At 46.7% G+C, this 15,448-nt stretch carries 12 protein-coding genes; 9 read left to right on the top strand and 3 right to left on the bottom strand.

The window, feature by feature from the left end:
• The 6 genes from ACYPWY_RS12870 to ACYPWY_RS12845 all read left to right on the top strand — a co-directional run.
• Positions 1–443, top strand: a 443-nt coding sequence (locus ACYPWY_RS12870) for a hypothetical protein (protein WP_459685939.1), incomplete at its 5' end; no start/stop codon positions are given.
• A 561-nt stretch (positions 444–1,004) separates the two neighbouring features.
• Positions 1,005–1,907, top strand: a complete 903-nt coding sequence (locus ACYPWY_RS12865) for a transporter (protein ID WP_459685938.1) — start codon at positions 1,005–1,007, stop codon at positions 1,905–1,907.
• Between the two features lie 205 nt (positions 1,908–2,112).
• The gene (locus ACYPWY_RS12860; RefSeq protein WP_459685937.1) at positions 2,113–2,988 is read left to right on the top strand and encodes a hypothetical protein; all 876 of its coding nucleotides are present in this window, start codon (positions 2,113–2,115) and stop codon (positions 2,986–2,988) included.
• 114 nt (positions 2,989–3,102) lie between these two features.
• Complete coding sequence (locus ACYPWY_RS12855) at positions 3,103–3,786, top strand: O-methyltransferase (RefSeq protein WP_459685935.1); 684 nt, start codon at positions 3,103–3,105, stop codon at positions 3,784–3,786.
• 20 nt (positions 3,787–3,806) lie between these two features.
• The gene (locus ACYPWY_RS12850) at positions 3,807–4,367 is read left to right on the top strand and encodes a cob(I)yrinic acid a,c-diamide adenosyltransferase (RefSeq protein ID WP_459685934.1); all 561 of its coding nucleotides are present in this window, start codon (positions 3,807–3,809) and stop codon (positions 4,365–4,367) included.
• A gap of 120 nt (positions 4,368–4,487) precedes the next feature.
• Positions 4,488–4,709: a DUF2795 domain-containing protein gene (locus ACYPWY_RS12845; protein ID WP_459685933.1), complete on the top strand. Its 222-nt coding sequence runs from the start codon at positions 4,488–4,490 to the stop codon at positions 4,707–4,709.
• Positions 4,710–5,450: 741 nt separating this feature from the next.
• Here ACYPWY_RS12845 and ACYPWY_RS12840 read toward each other — a convergent pair.
• The 3 genes from ACYPWY_RS12840 to ACYPWY_RS12830 are packed head-to-tail and all read right to left on the bottom strand — an operon-like array spanning position 5,451 to position 8,207.
• On the bottom strand, positions 5,451–5,969 hold the full coding sequence (locus ACYPWY_RS12840; RefSeq protein WP_459685932.1) for a gamma carbonic anhydrase family protein: 519 nt from the start codon (positions 5,967–5,969) through the stop codon (positions 5,451–5,453).
• A gap of 54 nt (positions 5,970–6,023) precedes the next feature.
• On the bottom strand, positions 6,024–7,823 hold the full coding sequence (locus ACYPWY_RS12835) for an aminopeptidase P family protein (RefSeq protein ID WP_459685931.1): 1,800 nt from the start codon (positions 7,821–7,823) through the stop codon (positions 6,024–6,026).
• Between the two features lie 15 nt (positions 7,824–7,838).
• Positions 7,839–8,207, bottom strand: coding sequence for a bactofilin family protein (locus ACYPWY_RS12830; protein ID WP_459685930.1), 369 nt, complete (start codon positions 8,205–8,207; stop codon positions 7,839–7,841).
• A gap of 89 nt (positions 8,208–8,296) precedes the next feature.
• On the opposite strand from ACYPWY_RS12830, the gene folB reads away from it, so the two are divergent.
• The 3 genes from folB to ACYPWY_RS12815 all read left to right on the top strand — a co-directional run bounded on the left by folB (position 8,297) and on the right by ACYPWY_RS12815 (position 15,442).
• Positions 8,297–8,650, top strand: a complete 354-nt coding sequence (folB, locus tag ACYPWY_RS12825; RefSeq protein WP_459685929.1) for a dihydroneopterin aldolase — start codon at positions 8,297–8,299, stop codon at positions 8,648–8,650.
• A gap of 2 nt (positions 8,651–8,652) precedes the next feature.
• Entirely contained in the window at positions 8,653–9,180 is a 528-nt protein-coding gene (locus ACYPWY_RS12820; RefSeq protein WP_459685928.1) for an RNA methyltransferase, read from the top strand.
• Between the two features lie 1,159 nt (positions 9,181–10,339).
• Positions 10,340–15,442 (top strand): T9SS type A sorting domain-containing protein, encoded by a 5,103-nt coding sequence (locus ACYPWY_RS12815; RefSeq protein WP_459685927.1) that lies wholly within the window; start codon positions 10,340–10,342, stop codon positions 15,440–15,442.
• The last annotated feature ends 6 nt before the right edge of the window (positions 15,443–15,448 follow it).

The following is a 15,448-nucleotide window of genomic DNA, read 5'->3' as shown; positions in this document are numbered from 1 at the left end:
CATCGAGCGACCCGATTACCATCAACATAAGCAATCTGGGCAACCTGTTGGCCGAAGATACTCAAGCCTATCTGCACGATGCCGCCACCGGAAAAGACTACGACCTGAGCTACCAGTCGATGTACACTTTCGACAACATAACACCGGACGATAACCTGTTCATAGAGAACCGTTTCTCGCTGAAAATAGTGAAAGTAGAAACAGGCATCAAAGCAGAGGAAACCGATGACGAAACAATAGCAATAAGCCTGAAAGACAAGTTGTTGCATATAGAATCGCGGGAAGTTATAGACGAAGTGTATGTGTATAATGTGCAAGGTCAAATCATCTACTCGGCTAAACCTGATAACCATTCGCTGAATGCAACGCTAGGCGATGATAATTTGGTGATTGTGAAGGTTTATGCCGGAGGGAAGACGGTTAGTAAAAAAATAATAAAATAACCAACAGCCCCCCCAACAGCCCCCCCGCCCCCCGTAGGGGGGATTCAACAAGTCCCCCTACGGGGGATTTAGGGGGCTGGGAGCGCATCTGCGATAAAACAAAAAAAGATAGTATTAATACCTCCAAAAGCTTTTACCTTTTCCTTTCTCCTTTTGGAGAAAGTACCCGTAGGGGGATAGAGGCCGGGGAGGTTGGAGGGGCTTCCATATAAATATCCTGGCGTGCAAGCGCTAAGAGAAAATCAGCCTAATTTAATTGTTTATTAAATTGGATATTAAAATATGGAATATGTCAAGGGATTGCCTGGGAAGGTGGTCCCTTGATTGCGTTAAGCCCTACAGCCCCCCCGCCCCCCGTAGGGGGGATCAAAAAGTCCCCCTACGGGGGATTTAGGGGGCTGGAAGTTGGGAGGGGCTGCTTTATTGATTCGGGAAGTTTGGGGTCGAAAGACAAGGCCTCTCCTTCTTTTTCTTCGGGAAATACTGATTAAGAGAGAGCAAATTCAAGGAGAATCAATATATTTGTAAAATATATCCAGTCTCAAGAAAAAACAAAGCCGCATGTTGAATAAAATAAAATCGTATATGATGCCCATTGCTATGACGACAGGTATTGTATTTTACGATTGGCTGAGCCCGCTGGGATTTATCACGCCCTATCTGGTTTCTGTAATGCTTTTTATCAGCTACTGCAATATCTCGTTGAAAGATATACGCATAAGCAAGCTGCACCTGATTCTTGTCAGCATCCAGCTGGCGGGGAGCTTCCTCGTCTATCAGGCGCTTAGCCCTTTCAGTCCGGTAGTGGCGCAAGGAACGATGATTTGTGTGTTGGCGCCTACGGCCACCTCGGCAGTAGTTATCACCGGCATGTTGGGCGGTAGCATGAGCAGTTTGACCACCTACAGTTTGTTAAGCAATATGTGCGTGGTTATTTTCGCCCCGCTTGCATTTGTGCTGACCGGTTACGATGGAACGATTTCTTTCTGGCAATCCTTTTTCATTATTTTCGGACGGGTTTTCCTTATTTTGTTGCTCCCATTTGCTCTTAGCCTGCTGCTGCGTCGGCTTTTTCCTGCTGCGTTCGGCGCCATCCGAAAAAAGCAATCCATCTCCTTCTATTTATGGAGCTTCGCCTTAACGGTGGTAACAGCCCGAACCCTGAAGTTTGTTTTATCGCAAGACGCCTCCGGTTATCAAACCGAGATAACAATTGCGCTTTTGTCGTTGCTGGTATGCGTTCTGCAATTCCTCACCGGACGGAAACTTGGTCGCCGATACGCCGATACCGTAGCCGGAGGACAAGGCCTGGGACAAAAAAACACCGTACTGGCCATTTGGATGGCGCAAACATTTCTAAACCCGATTTCGTCGATAGGCCCGGGCGCTTATGTTTTGTGGCAGAATTTGATAAACTCGTGGCAGGTCTGGCGGAAGAATAGAGGGAAATCTTCCGTGAGCTGAAGCATAAGGTTAATAAAGCGCCGTCCCCTGCTCATATCAGCAACTTTACCGAAAGGCATAAGCAGTAAAATTTTTCATGCGTTTGCCATGGTAGCCACCCCCGCAATATAAACATTTAACACTTAATAGGTTTGAGTTTCGTAAATATTTTGTAACTTTGCAACTTGAGAATTATCTTGGGTATGTTGTACAAAAACACAAAGAAATGAATAAAACTATATGGGTTATATGCATTGCTGTTGCATTTGGATGTTCTCCCCTGTTCCTGTCAGCTTATAATTCGGGGGAAAAGGGTATTAGCGCAGAAGAGAAAGCCAGCTTGGAAAAACGGTTTCAAGGTCTGGGAAACTTTTACATAGATGATGACGGGGCTGTTGTTTTTCAACAAACAACCGAAAATGTAGAAACTCCACAAGCAAAGGCAAAAATAAAAGTATCTGTTAACGAATACGGAGAATATGTAGTAACTTCGGAAGAACCGGCCACCGAATATTCCGACTCGGCGCCACCTGCAACTATTTCTTACGGCGAAAAACTTGAACCGGTGATTGAATCGGTATCCGAATTGGCCGTTGTTAATGACGCCGTTGACTACCAAAACATACAACCTGCTGCTATATCCACAGCCTCTGTTAACGACCCAAAAGAGGTAGTGGAAAGCAACAAAAAAAAGGTCGAAACACCCACAAAGAGCGCTTCCACCAAAAGAGAAACCTCCTATAAGTCCATGGAAGAGGCCATTTTGGATGTTGACCAGCTTATCGAAGAATTAAAAAAACAAAGCTCGCAGGCAAACAAAGGAAAAGCGCCTCTATCGCAAAAAGTTTCGGGTAGCGTTGACGGAAGTTTGAGGAATAAGTCCTACAATTTCAAGGATCTGGACGACTCTTCGGAAGAAGAAGTTGTTGTTGAAAACGGAGACGCTGAAAACGATGGCCTGCCTACCTACTACATAAACAACATTGTTTCTACCAAAAAAGACGTAGATAACCTTAAAAAGAGCGATATTCTTAAAAAGGTAATCAAACGGAGCAAAAGCAACCCGAACGGGGAATGGCGGATAGAAACAAAACAAAAGTAAACACCAGAGAGAAAGGGCGCTAGTTGCCTCTGCCATTGAGCGAATGATTATTCGGCTCTACATTTTCCGTATCTCGTTTTTATTGTCTATTTTTGGGCGTTATTTTGTTTATCTATGCCCAGAATCTATAGAATTTCCAAACCGGGAATCCGGATTTTTTACAAAATACGCCATCATCACGGACATGGCATCCATTCGCCTTTTGTTTATAACTTGATTGTCAATGTTATAGAAGAAAAGGCTCCTTTTTATGCCTATCAGGAAATTAAAGATTATCTGTCGATTCATTCCAAAGTCAAAAAAAGAACATCGAAGAGTAATTTACTCTCGTTTCGCCTGGCAAATTATTTCGGGTCGAAAAATATCCTCGAAATAGGTTCGGGATACGGTATCAATACCCTCTGTTTAACCGCGCCTTCGTCCGGCTCAAAATGCATATGCGTAGAACTGTCGCACACAAAAACCGAAATCAGCAAAGAGTTATATAAAAATTGGAATCGCGCCATAATCCTTTACACCGATAAACTTCCTCCAATAACCGAAAAACAAGATTGTATCTGCCTGGACCTGAGGAATTACCCGGCCAACTTCGAGGAACTGAAACACTATCTTTTCGGGAATATAACCGACAATTCATTTATAATCATCAAAGGCATCCGAACAAATCGAGGACATCAACTGTTATGGAAAAGTCTGATTGAGGATAATAAAGTACGGGTTTCGTTGGATTTGTTCCACGAGGGCATTCTGTTTTTCGACCCCAAACTATACAAGAGAAATTATAAGTTAAGTTTCTAAAAAGCATAAAAAATATTGATATGGGTAAAGGTCATGTTTATACAAAAACGGGAGATGCAGGCAAAACTTCGCTTGTGGGAGGAACACGCGTCCCCAAAGACCATGTACGTCTTGATGCATACGGAACAGTGGATGAATTAAATTCATTTACCGGTTTTTTGGTTTGCCAAATCAAGGAAGAAGAGACACTGAAAATTTTATCTTTTATCCAACACAAGTTATTTACCATAGGAGCATCCCTGGCAACCGATACCGAAACAACGTCCCTCAAGGCCGAAAGCATTATAAAAGAGGAAGATATTGCCAGGCTGGAACACGAAATGGATAAGATAGAGGACGAACTGCCTCCGTTGAATAACTTTGTACTCCCCGGCGGAAGTGAGTCTGCTGCAAGAGCACATCTTTGCCGAACAGTCTGTCGCAGAGCCGAACGGGACATCTATCGGGTAAAGGAGCAGTATAATGTTGATGAACAGATACTTAGGTATATAAATAGATTGTCCGACTACTTTTTTGTTCTGGCGCGTAAAGAATCAAATAGCCTTGGAAACGAAATATTTTGGAACAAAACTTGTGAATAGAGAATAATAGTTTATTTTTGCGGAAAATTAGACGCTATCTAAAATTTTCGGGACGAGTTACCGACCAAAAATTGAATAGTTTCTTAGAACCGGAATAGTAATTAAATAAAGAAATAATTTATGTATTGGACCCTAGAACTTGCATCCAAATTAGAAGATGCGCCATGGCCTGCAACTAAGGACGAATTGATTGATTTCGCACAACGTTCGGGCGCTCCCCTTGAAGTAATTGAAAACCTTCAGGAGCTGGAGGACGAAGGCGAAATTTACGATACCATTGAGGATATTTGGCCCGATTATCCGAGCAAAGAAGACTTCTTCTTCAACGAGGACGAGTACTGATTCCCCAAAAGCCGTAAACGGCTTTAAAAACAGGCAAAAAGAGATTATAGGTCAACACATGGACTATAATCTCTTTTTGGTAATTCCATAATCGACCATTTCCGGCCTTTATTGTAGCTCACCAGCAAAATCATGTATTTTGTCCTGTAAATCAAAAAAATTACAAATCCCCCGATTAGATCCGTTCGCGGCAGCGGGCTACAGCTATTTCGCCCCTACATAAACGAATAATAAAAACCTCATTTTTACCTAATTTTTTCTTACAAAACAACCTCAGTAGCAATGGATTACAACGTATAATGTAACCTCATTGTTCACACGTTTTTTGTGTGTCAACAAATTTTGTGTAAAATAACGTAGGGGCGTATGGCATACGCCCGTTGCCGCGAATGGGGCATTTTTGCCCCGCATGGGGCGACACTTTATTAACCGTATGCTTTAGCTTACGGATAGACAGACAACGCGGTAGCCTAAGCCCCGCATGAGGCGACACTTGATAGCGTGTCAAAGTGCCGTCCCATGCGGGACTTGCTTGCTGGAGGCGATTGTCTATCCGTAAGCTAAAGCATACGGTTAATAAAGCGCCGTCCCTGCGGGACTAAATACAGGCGTTTAATCCTGCAAATCAAAAAAATTACAAAATCCCACGTTTAACCCCATTCGCGGCAGCGGGCGAACAAAATTCTTTCTGTTTAGATTGTCTGATATTTATGCCTAAACACACGATTTTGCCGGTGAGCCTTATTCTTCCTTAAACCAGCCCGAATACATCAGGTAGTTTTTGGCTATTTTCTGGTTTATCTCTTTCGCTTGTTCGGGATCGACTTTCTTTACAAATCTGGCAGGAACTCCGGCGTATATGCTGCCTGCTTCTACCTGCGTTCCGCTGAGGATAACCGACCCGGCAGCAACAATGGCTCCCTCGCCAATGACGGCATGATCGAGTACAATGGCTCCCATCCCAATCAGCGCGCCATTTTCTATTTTTGCGCCATGAATCACTACATTGTGGCCGATAGACACATCATCGCCAATTTCAACGGTCGATTTTTGATACAGGGTATGAAGCACGCTGCCGTCCTGAATATTCACCCTGTTGCCAATGCGAATTGAATTGACATCGCCCCGCAAAACCGCATTGAACCAAATGCTGCAATCGTTGCCGATAACCACATCGCCTATCACAGTAGCGTTTTCGGCCAAATAAACATTTTTTCCTATTTGGGGAACAAATCCCCTGACTTCTTTTATTAGCGCCATATTTATATAGTTAAAAGCCCCCCTGCCCCCCGTAGGGGGGATCCTGAATCCCTCCTACGGGGGTGGGGGGCTTGAAGGGGCTGTTTTATCCTTCAGCCATTCCCTTTCTTCTGCCGATAACAAAGGCGAGAGGCGGTTGTAAACCTGCTGATGATAATCGTTCAGCCACCCGATTTCTTCCGCGGTCATCAATTCCTTTACAATCGGTGTTGTATCTATGGGACAAAGCGTCAGTGTTTCAAAGGCGTAGAAATTGCCGAATTCCGTTGTAATATCCTCTTTTGTCAGAATCAGATTCTCGATTCGGATGCCGTACCGGCCGGCTCGGTATATCCCCGGTTCGTTGGAGGTTACCATTCCCGGTTGAAGGGTTGTTGGGTTCTCGTCCATGCGGATGCTCTGAGGGCCTTCGTGAACATTCAGAAAATGGCCGATTCCATGTCCTGTTCCGTGCAGGTAATTTGCTCCTTTGTCCCAAAGCGCTTTTCGGGCCAGCACATCAATCTGGCTACCGCGCGTCCCTTGGGGGAACCGGCAACCGGCAATGGCAATATGCCCTTTCAGCGCCAAGGTATAATCTTCCTTCATTTGGTCGGACAGTGCACCCAAGGCAAGGGTGCGGGTAATATCGGTGGTGCCGTCGAAAAATTGCGCGCCCGAATCAATTAACAAAAATCCTTCGGGCTTGATTTGCGCCGGATGCTGAGGAGATACATGATAATGCACAATCGCCCCATTGGCCTGATAACCGGCTATGGTATCGAAGCTGTCGCCGACGTAACGGTCTTGCTGGCTCCGGTATTCGGCGAGTTTCTCTACGATTGTCAGCTCTGTGATTTCTTCCTCGCGAACAGCCTTTTCGAGCCATATCAGGAACTTCGACAAGGCCACGCCATCCCGTTCCATTGCCCGTCTGAAACCGGCAATCTCCGTTTCGTTCTTCACACTTTTCATCCTGTCGGCAACCGAGGGAATGCGGTCTATAATCCGGCAATCCAAGGGAATAGTATCGTATAAAGCCAAGGATATTTTATTGCTCGAAAGACAAATGGAGGTGTTATGCAGGGTTGAAATGTAATCGAATATTTTTGAGTACTCCGCCAGGAGAACTCCCTCTTGCCTGAAATACGGAATGAGTTCCGGGTTTATTTTTCGCGGGTCGATAAACAAGATTGTTTCTTTGCGCGAAATATAGGCATAAGAAACCGCCACCGGATTGCACTTCACATCATTTCCGCGGATATTGAAAATCCAGGCAATGGTATCGAGGGATGCCACCAACAACGATTCGGCGCCTTCTTCTTCGAGTTGCGCCAGTATTTGCTCTATTTTTTCGGATGCCGGTACGCCGGTGTATTCGAGCGGTAATTCATATACCGGATTGGCAGGTATGTGGGGTCTGTCGCGCCAAATCTCATCGAAAGGGTCGTAATCACTGATTACATTCAGCCCTTTCCCTTCTAATTTCTGGATTAATGCAAAGGCATCTCTGGCCGCATAAACATGGCCATCAATGCCCACCGTATTTCCTTTGTCCAACTGCTCCCACAGCCATTGTTCGATGCTTGGTGTGCCGGGTAATCCGTCTTTGCAGAGTTCTATTCCGGCGCCTTCCAGTTCTTGCGCTGCCTGCAAAAAGTAGCGGGAATCTGTCCACAATGCGGCGCTTTTGCGGGTAACGGCCACCGTTCCCGATGAGCCCGTAAAACCGCTGATCCATTCACGAGACATCCAGTACGAAGCCGGATATTCGCTCAAATGGGCATCTGTACTCGGGATGATAAAAGCGTGTATGCCCTTATCGTCCATCAGTTTTCTCAACGCAGCAATACGTTGATGAATCTTATCTGACATACATTCCGATTTTTATTAATCCCCGTCCCCGTAGTTCATTTTGCACATTCCCGAAAATCTGGCGCCGGGTTCTATTTCTATTGTCTGGGTTTTAATATCACCTGTCAGGTTGGCGGTCGCCCTCAGGACAACTATCTCCGAACATTGTATATTGCCGGTAATTTTCCCCAACAAATCGAGGTTGTGGCACTCTATATCACCCGATACGGTACCATTACCACCAACTATAATCTTCCCCCTACTGACAATATTTCCCTCTATCACACCGTCGATACGAATATCGTCATCTGTTACCAGGTTTCCAGTCAGAACAGTTCCTCCGGACAGTACGTTATGCGTACCACTACCTCCAGGGCTCGAAACTACTTCTTTTCGATTTAGCATAATTAAATTTAAGTCCTCACTTTGGATGGCAAATATATAAAAAAAAATTAGCTTTGCATTAAAATATCAACTCTTTATAAAATACCGGTGTGAGAAGTTATATATTGCTCGAGAATATTATTATCCATGCAAACCACGGCGTGTTGCCCCAGGAAACGGTTGCAGGAAACACTTTCGTTATTAATCTTCGGATAAAAGCCGACTTGTCGTACCCCATAAAAACGGATAATGTTGGCGATACAATAAATTACGCCTCGGTACTCGATATTGTAAAAACAGAGATGGCCCGTCCCTCAAAACTGATAGAACATGCCGGAGGAAGAATTATAGCCGCACTGAAGAAAACATTTCCCCAGATAGAAGAAGTGGAACTTAAACTGTCGAAGCAAAACCCGCCGGTAGATGGGCAGGTAGAATATGCAAGCGTTATACTAATAGATTGAACATGCGAAAACTGAAGATAACAGAACTGAACAGAATTTCGGTAGAAGATTTTAAGAAGGCCGAAAAGATTCCTTTGATTGTTGTTTTGGACAATATCCGAAGTCTGAACAATATCGGCTCGGTTTTTCGCACATCGGATGCGTTTTTGGTGGAGGCGGTCTATTTGTGTGGCATTACGGCTGTTCCACCCAATGCCGAGATACATAAAACAGCCCTAGGCGCCGAATTCTCGGTCTCCTGGACATATTTTGAAGATACCTGCGATGCCATTGACCATTTGAGCAAAAATGGCTACGAAACATATGCCATAGAACAGGTCGAGAACAGCATTTCGCTGGCCGGACTGTCTTTGGACAAAAAGAAGAGATACGCCATAGTGCTGGGAAATGAAGTAAAAGGCGTCCAGCAATCGGTAATAGACAAGTGCAAAGGCTCGATCGAAATACCCCAATTCGGCACCAAACACTCGCTGAATGTTTCGGTAACCGCCGGCATCGTCATTTGGGATGTTTTTAAGGAATTGAGGTAAGAACGTATGCCATACCCCCGATACACGAAGAACGCAAATTACGCAGATTACACAAATTCACGCAAATAATTTTATTATTCGCTCTATTGTGTCTGTCATTGCGGGCTCCGACCCGCAATGACAGACACAATAGCGACAGAAAAAAAATCATCATATAACAAAATCAAGGAAAGTACTCCCTCCCCTCTCCAAGATGGAGAGGGGCCGGGGGTGAGGATGATTGCGTACGGGGGAGAGGTGGGATTACACATTCCTACCAACAACTACATATTCCTACCTTTCCGGGAAAAGTTTCAACTTTTTTCACAAAATCCCTTGTTATATAATAAAAACACATTACATTTGACGACTGCTTTGAATTTTTTCGTCTTTAGGCTGACGAATTTTTTACTCAAAGCAGGGCAATTTTTGTAACTTGGCGCAGATTTATAACCGGATTTTAATGGCAGATTTTTCCAACAATTATGTAATTTTTAACACCAGATTTTCTCCTGATTATTTGGTAGTTACAGCTATTTTATTAGAGAGAGAGAGAGAGAGAGAGACCGCATGCCCTCGCGCGTAGGATAATAAAATTTTTCTTTTCACGCAAACAACCCAACTTATTTTCTGAAAATATGTTACCGTCAGTTTTTACTGAAGGTAATTTTTCGTGTGCGTTTTTTAACAAATATGGCGCATGTGGAACGTCAATTACGCCGATTGCGCGGATTTTCGCAAATAAATTCCTCCGTTCCACTGTCATTGCAGGCCCCGACCCGCAATCTCCCGTGCATGGAACAAAACTTCCGTGTTTTGCGCATTTCGACAGTGCGTGTGTGAAGACGTGGCACGCCACGTCTCTACTGAGAAGTTCTGCAATGCACAGGGTTTGTGCAATGCACGGGGGATTGCGGGTCAGGCCCGCAATGACAGCCGGGGTATTGAATCATAAAAATCAAATAAATCAACGGTTCAGGCAATTGTGTCGCCAATGGTCGCGTCACGCCACGACCCTACGATTCCCACATCATATAACCAAATCAGGGAAAGGACTCTCTCCCCTCTCCCGTTGGAGAGAGGTGAATTTGCCCGCAATGACAGAAATAAAATCAACAAATTATATAATAAACTCAATGACCACAACGAATAAATTTAAAACAAAAAAATATCGTAATTTATGAAAAAGAAATTGCAAATTAAGAAATTATCCCTGTTATCGGGATTATTTTTATATTCTGTATGGACTTTTGCGCAAGCCCTGCAAAACCCGCTTGGCTATATTGACGAAAGCGCCTTGAGTTGTTTCCGCCAGTTTGAGTTTTCCGGCTCGTTTATTGCGGGAAAGAAGTTTGATACGCGGGATGGTAGCAATATGAGTAATAATGGCAATATGCTAAGGACTTTTCAGGTTCCTTTGGTGGGCGACCTGAACGGGGACGGGAAACCGGAAATCGTAGCCCTGCAAGAGGTTGGCACAGGTGCATCATATCCCTCGGGCGCCAGCGTCTTCAATCAGTACTTGTTTGTTTTTGACGGGCAAACAGGAAGGGTTCTGGTAAAAAAACAATTACCTATCAACTCATATACCTCAGCGCTTGGGTATCACGGAACGCCCTGTACGTTGCTACTGATGAACGTAGGCTCCGACCCCAAGAAACGGCAAATTGTAGTGGCGTTGGGTACAGACGGAAGTACAACCAGCAATAAGTGGTCTAAACGGCTGATTTGTTACGAAGTGGCTGTCGATACGTTTACGCCATCTGCGGGCAGTGGTCCTAATGCTACCAGCGAACACCGTTCCGGCGACCTGAACCTGAAATGGGTGTCGGACAAACGCTATGACTACTCGTCCACAAACCAGACCGGAACAACAGTACCTGCGGGCGCCTGGACTTTTACCACCGGTACGGAAACCCGCAGCCACAATTATACAGGGCCAACGTTTACCGATACCGACAGACGTTGCTACGATTCCTATACGTACTTCTCTACACCCTTGCCGCAACTGGTGGACTTTGACGCAGACGGCAACCCCGAGATTTACGTGTACAATAAAATTTACGATGCTAAAACAGGGAAACTGAAACTGGCGCTCGAAGAATTAGGTCCGGCGAACTCTCTAACTGCAGGCAACGGAGGTAATTATACCACGCATACATACTCGAACTACAGCTCGTATGCTTTTGTCGGCCGCGACCGCACTGCCAATAACGATGGTGGTGGCGGCGCCGGTGATACCAACGTGCCGTTTGCGTTTATATATGATCTGGACAGAGATGGCAAATACGATATAGCGGCAGGAGGAAAAGTGTATTACAATATCACATTCCCATCCGACGGGGCGGGAGGCTGGAACTACAACCAGTCGGCAGCAAGCGGGTACTACAGCGTCAAAAAGGATGTTCAGGGTACGTTCGGTAACCAGTCTTACCTGGGCGACGGGTACACTGGAGTGGCCGATATAAATGGCGACGGCATTGCCGAAGTGGTGGCGCTAACCAGAACGCCTGGCACAGCGGCCGCGAACTCCGGTTCGCCGATGATTATCACGGCATACAATCCGGGATTTTTCACAACCGACGCAGGAGGGAATGTTATTGCCGACCCCGTCGGCACGCCCAGCGTTGTTGCCAAAGTTAGCATACCGGTTAGTACTAGTGGGACACATTACGGAAACCATTCGTATTTGTACATAGGCGATATTGACGGCCTGGAGCAAAATGGCAAACGTTATCCCGAGATTTCGCTATTGGCCGGAAGGATGTATGGCAGTAATTCGGATAATGTGCCCTTGCATCCGAATGTAGCAGGTGATTTGACCGGAAAGTTGTCCACAAACGGATCCAATAAATATATAAATTATGGCGGAGATGGCTCTCTGCTTTCCTTTACGTGGGACGATACTGAAACCGACGTCAACAAGAAGCTGAAAGTATCGTTCGTTATGCTTCACCGTGATAATTCGGACAATACAGGCTTTACGCTCTTCGATTTCGACTACGACGGCCTGCAGGACATTTGCTACAGGGACATGGCATCCTTGCGTATTGTTAGTGCGCGTTCACCCCATTATGTGGGAGCGGATGATAACAAGGGAAACAACCCCATGATCAGGTACAGTACAGGTGCGATGGCTTACACCGGTTTTGAATACCCTGTGATAGCCGATATCGACGGCGATAATACTGCCGACATGATTGTAACAAGCGCTTCCAGCGGAACAAATTTTCAAGGCGGGATTCTGGCTATTGTTGGCACGTCTGGAGACGAGTTTGCGCCCGCGCCTATGGTGTGGAACCAGTTTATGTATTCGCCCTTGAAAATTAACGCCGACCTGACGGTTCCCAGCACGGTCCACGAACCGCTGAGTCCACAGCTTAGATACACCCTGAAAGGCCCGTCGGGCAACTTGACCGAAACACAAATCTACAACAACACCATCACGCAAACCAAGTTGTTCGCCACATTCAAAGAACTGAAACAGGGCGGAATTCCGGGCAACCCCGCCGACTCGATTTTAGTAGCCCGTCCCATCCTGCGAGAACCGGATGCGGCAGTAACGGCAAAATTGGAAGTTGATGTACTGACAATTAAAGTAAAGAATCTGGGTACGGCTGCTGTAAGCAGCCAAAATGTGTTTGCCGTATATAACGGCATTGCTGCCGACGCCCAGACGGTAGACGACGGCGACCATGTATATTATGCCCCGCTCGGTACAGATATATTTCCCGGCGATTCGCTGGTTATTACGCTAACCTCGGCGAACGGGATTATCGCCAGTAGAGATTATATTGTCCGCGTATCCGACGCCAACTATGCCACCGGTTCCTATCTGTCCGGAAAGTGGAAAAACAACCTGTATCTGGAGTGTAACTGGGCGGATAACTGGGCGTATGCTTCGGACTTTGTCCTCAACAACGATGTGTTTGTTGTTACACCCTACGAGCAGATAACGTTTGACGTGCTGGACAACGATGTATTGCCAAGCTCGTGTAGCGCTATGACTTTTATGATTGATCCTCCTGCGGGAACCGGGTGGGGGACATTCTCCACCGGTGGTCCTAGTGGTACTGAGGTTACCTACAAGGCTCCGCCCACTTTTCCCGGCGGCATTGTTGAGATAGAGTACAGGGTAACCTGTTCTACTACGACCAAAACAGGGAAAATATACATTTATGTGCTTGAAACGACGACCAACGAGTTCAGCAAATGCATAGGCACGGGGATAACAGTAACCGCCAAGCCTCAACCGGCGGGGATGGGAACTACATTCGAATGGACAGACAAGTCGTCGGGTAATCCCATGCCGAACGCAGGACCCGGCACATTTACCCTGCTCTACGATACGACCTTCATCGTGAGGCCACTGGTACCCGACACCGTTGCTTTCCCTCCCTATGAACTTAAGTTGAAAGCGGTTAACGGTACCGGCGGAGCGCCGGCGCTGCTGCGGTGGAAAGGCGCGGGAGGCAGTGGAGACTGGCACGACCCGTACAACTGGGTAATAGTTGAAAGCGGCGTCGAAGGCAGGGCAGGCTTATACGTCCCTGGTATTTGCACCGATGTGGAAATTCCAGGCGGCGTTACTACCGGATATCCGACTTTGAAGAAAGCGGGTTTGGTGAAGTATGTGTCGCTGAAAGACCGCGCCATGCTGGGCAATACCCACTTGTTGACCTACGATTCGGCCTCGGTGGAAGTAAACTTCAAGGCGACTACCGAGCGCGACCGCTGGGTGATGTACTCGGCTCCCTTGCGGAAAACCTATACGGGCGACTTCATGCTGCGCAATGCGGCGGAAGTTCCCATGAACGGCTCGGCCATTTCGGACCCGGCAGTGTATATGAGTTTCTTCCAGACGGCTTACCCCGACAATCCAAGTATTGCAGCAATGGCTAACGCCTTTACGCAGCCCTTCGGCACACTGGATATTCCGCTGCCCTTGGGAAAATCGTTCAACGTCTGGATTGATGAAGATGTGGATACCGGTACGCCGTTCCGTTTCCCCAGCCCGCTTAGTAAGTACGACTATTGGGCGCATTATCCGTCCGGCGGTTTGGGCGCTCCTCAATCCACCGGAGCGCTGGACAGGACGGATGGCGCCAGTAACCGTATCAACGGACGGTTCATCGTAGAAGATGTGGCTGCGGCGACCGATCCGGCGACCGGGCAGTTTACTATTCCGGCATCAGCCCTGGGCGACCAGTCGGGCTACCAATACATCATGGCGCCCAATCCGTTCATGGCCAGCTTGGATATGGCGGCTTTCCTGACAGCCAATACGGCCAATCTGGAAAACCACTATAAGGTGTGGAATGGTGCGGACGGTACATTTATCAGCTATCAGGCAACGCCGGATTACCGACCCGGACTGCCATATTTTGGCGGTACATGGTGGATATCATCTTCGCCGACGCCTTGGGATGCGCCTTCGGGCGCCACCCGGTATGTTTCGCCTTTGCAGTCGTTCATTGTAGAAAAGAACGGAGGGCCTGGGTATCCTGTTATCTCAGGAGGCCTGATTTACAGGCCGACAACGATGCTTACCACCATGCAATCAGCGGCGTATGGATTGAGGAATGCCAAAGAAGAAAATATACCCGAAGGTATTCTGTACATTACGGCAAGCCATAACTCCGCTAAAAATTCGACGGCGCTGGTAAATGCACCCGAAGCGTCCAACAGCTATGTGAGTGGTGAAGACGTCAGCAAGCTGAATTACGATAACGACGACGACAAAGCCCAACTGTCGGTTTATACCCTGACGCCTGAAAGAAGAGCGCTTGACATTAATATGTCTGGCAACTTCAGCGACGCTGCAATACCTTTCGGTATCCGCACCAACATCTCCGGCGAAATACAATTGGATTTTTCCGGCGTGGCTACGTTCGGCTATAAGGTTTACCTGCTCGACGGCGACAAGGAAATAGATTTGCACGCAAACCCGGCTTACAAGGCGACAATCGCCGGAAACGAAGGAGATTTGAGCAGGTTCTACGAAATCAACGACCGCTTTGCCCTGAAGTTCCTCCGTGCCGGCAACAGCATCAGCAAAAATTCGAAACCATTTGTACAGGTGCAGGGTAAAACAGGCAAAATCCATGTTATTGCCGATGAGCCCTTGCAGCGGGTTGAAGTGTACACTTCTTCGGGAACAAGCATTTACAAGGCAACAACAACCGCATCTTCCCACAGCATAGATGTTGCTCCATCGCAGGTGTACATCGTGCGGGTTGTAACAGGAAGCAGGTCTGCCGTACAAAAAGTAATAGTAAAATGACGTTAA

The organism is Viscerimonas tarda (assembly GCF_054601255.1).
Note: the sequence above shows the minus strand (reverse complement) of the source record. Positions and strands in the feature narration are given on the sequence as shown.

What these genes read in the sequence shown, in the direction of transcription:
- ACYPWY_RS12865 (WP_459685938.1), top strand. Translation starts at nt 1,005, where the DNA reads ATGTTGAATAAAATAAAATCGTATATGATGCCCATTGCTATGACGACA.
- ACYPWY_RS12860 (WP_459685937.1), top strand. Translation starts at nt 2,113, where the DNA reads ATGAATAAAACTATATGGGTTATATGCATTGCTGTTGCATTTGGATGT.
- ACYPWY_RS12855 (WP_459685935.1), top strand. Translation starts at nt 3,103, where the DNA reads ATGCCCAGAATCTATAGAATTTCCAAACCGGGAATCCGGATTTTTTAC.
- ACYPWY_RS12850 (WP_459685934.1), top strand. Translation starts at nt 3,807, where the DNA reads ATGGGTAAAGGTCATGTTTATACAAAAACGGGAGATGCAGGCAAAACT.
- ACYPWY_RS12845 (WP_459685933.1), top strand. Translation starts at nt 4,488, where the DNA reads ATGTATTGGACCCTAGAACTTGCATCCAAATTAGAAGATGCGCCATGG.
- ACYPWY_RS12840 (WP_459685932.1), bottom strand. Translation starts at nt 5,969, where the DNA reads ATGGCGCTAATAAAAGAAGTCAGGGGATTTGTTCCCCAAATAGGAAAA.
- ACYPWY_RS12835 (WP_459685931.1), bottom strand. Translation starts at nt 7,823, where the DNA reads ATGTCAGATAAGATTCATCAACGTATTGCTGCGTTGAGAAAACTGATG.
- ACYPWY_RS12830 (WP_459685930.1), bottom strand. Translation starts at nt 8,207, where the DNA reads ATGCTAAATCGAAAAGAAGTAGTTTCGAGCCCTGGAGGTAGTGGTACG.
- ACYPWY_RS12820 (WP_459685928.1), top strand. Translation starts at nt 8,653, where the DNA reads ATGCGAAAACTGAAGATAACAGAACTGAACAGAATTTCGGTAGAAGAT.
- ACYPWY_RS12815 (WP_459685927.1), top strand. Translation starts at nt 10,340, where the DNA reads ATGAAAAAGAAATTGCAAATTAAGAAATTATCCCTGTTATCGGGATTA.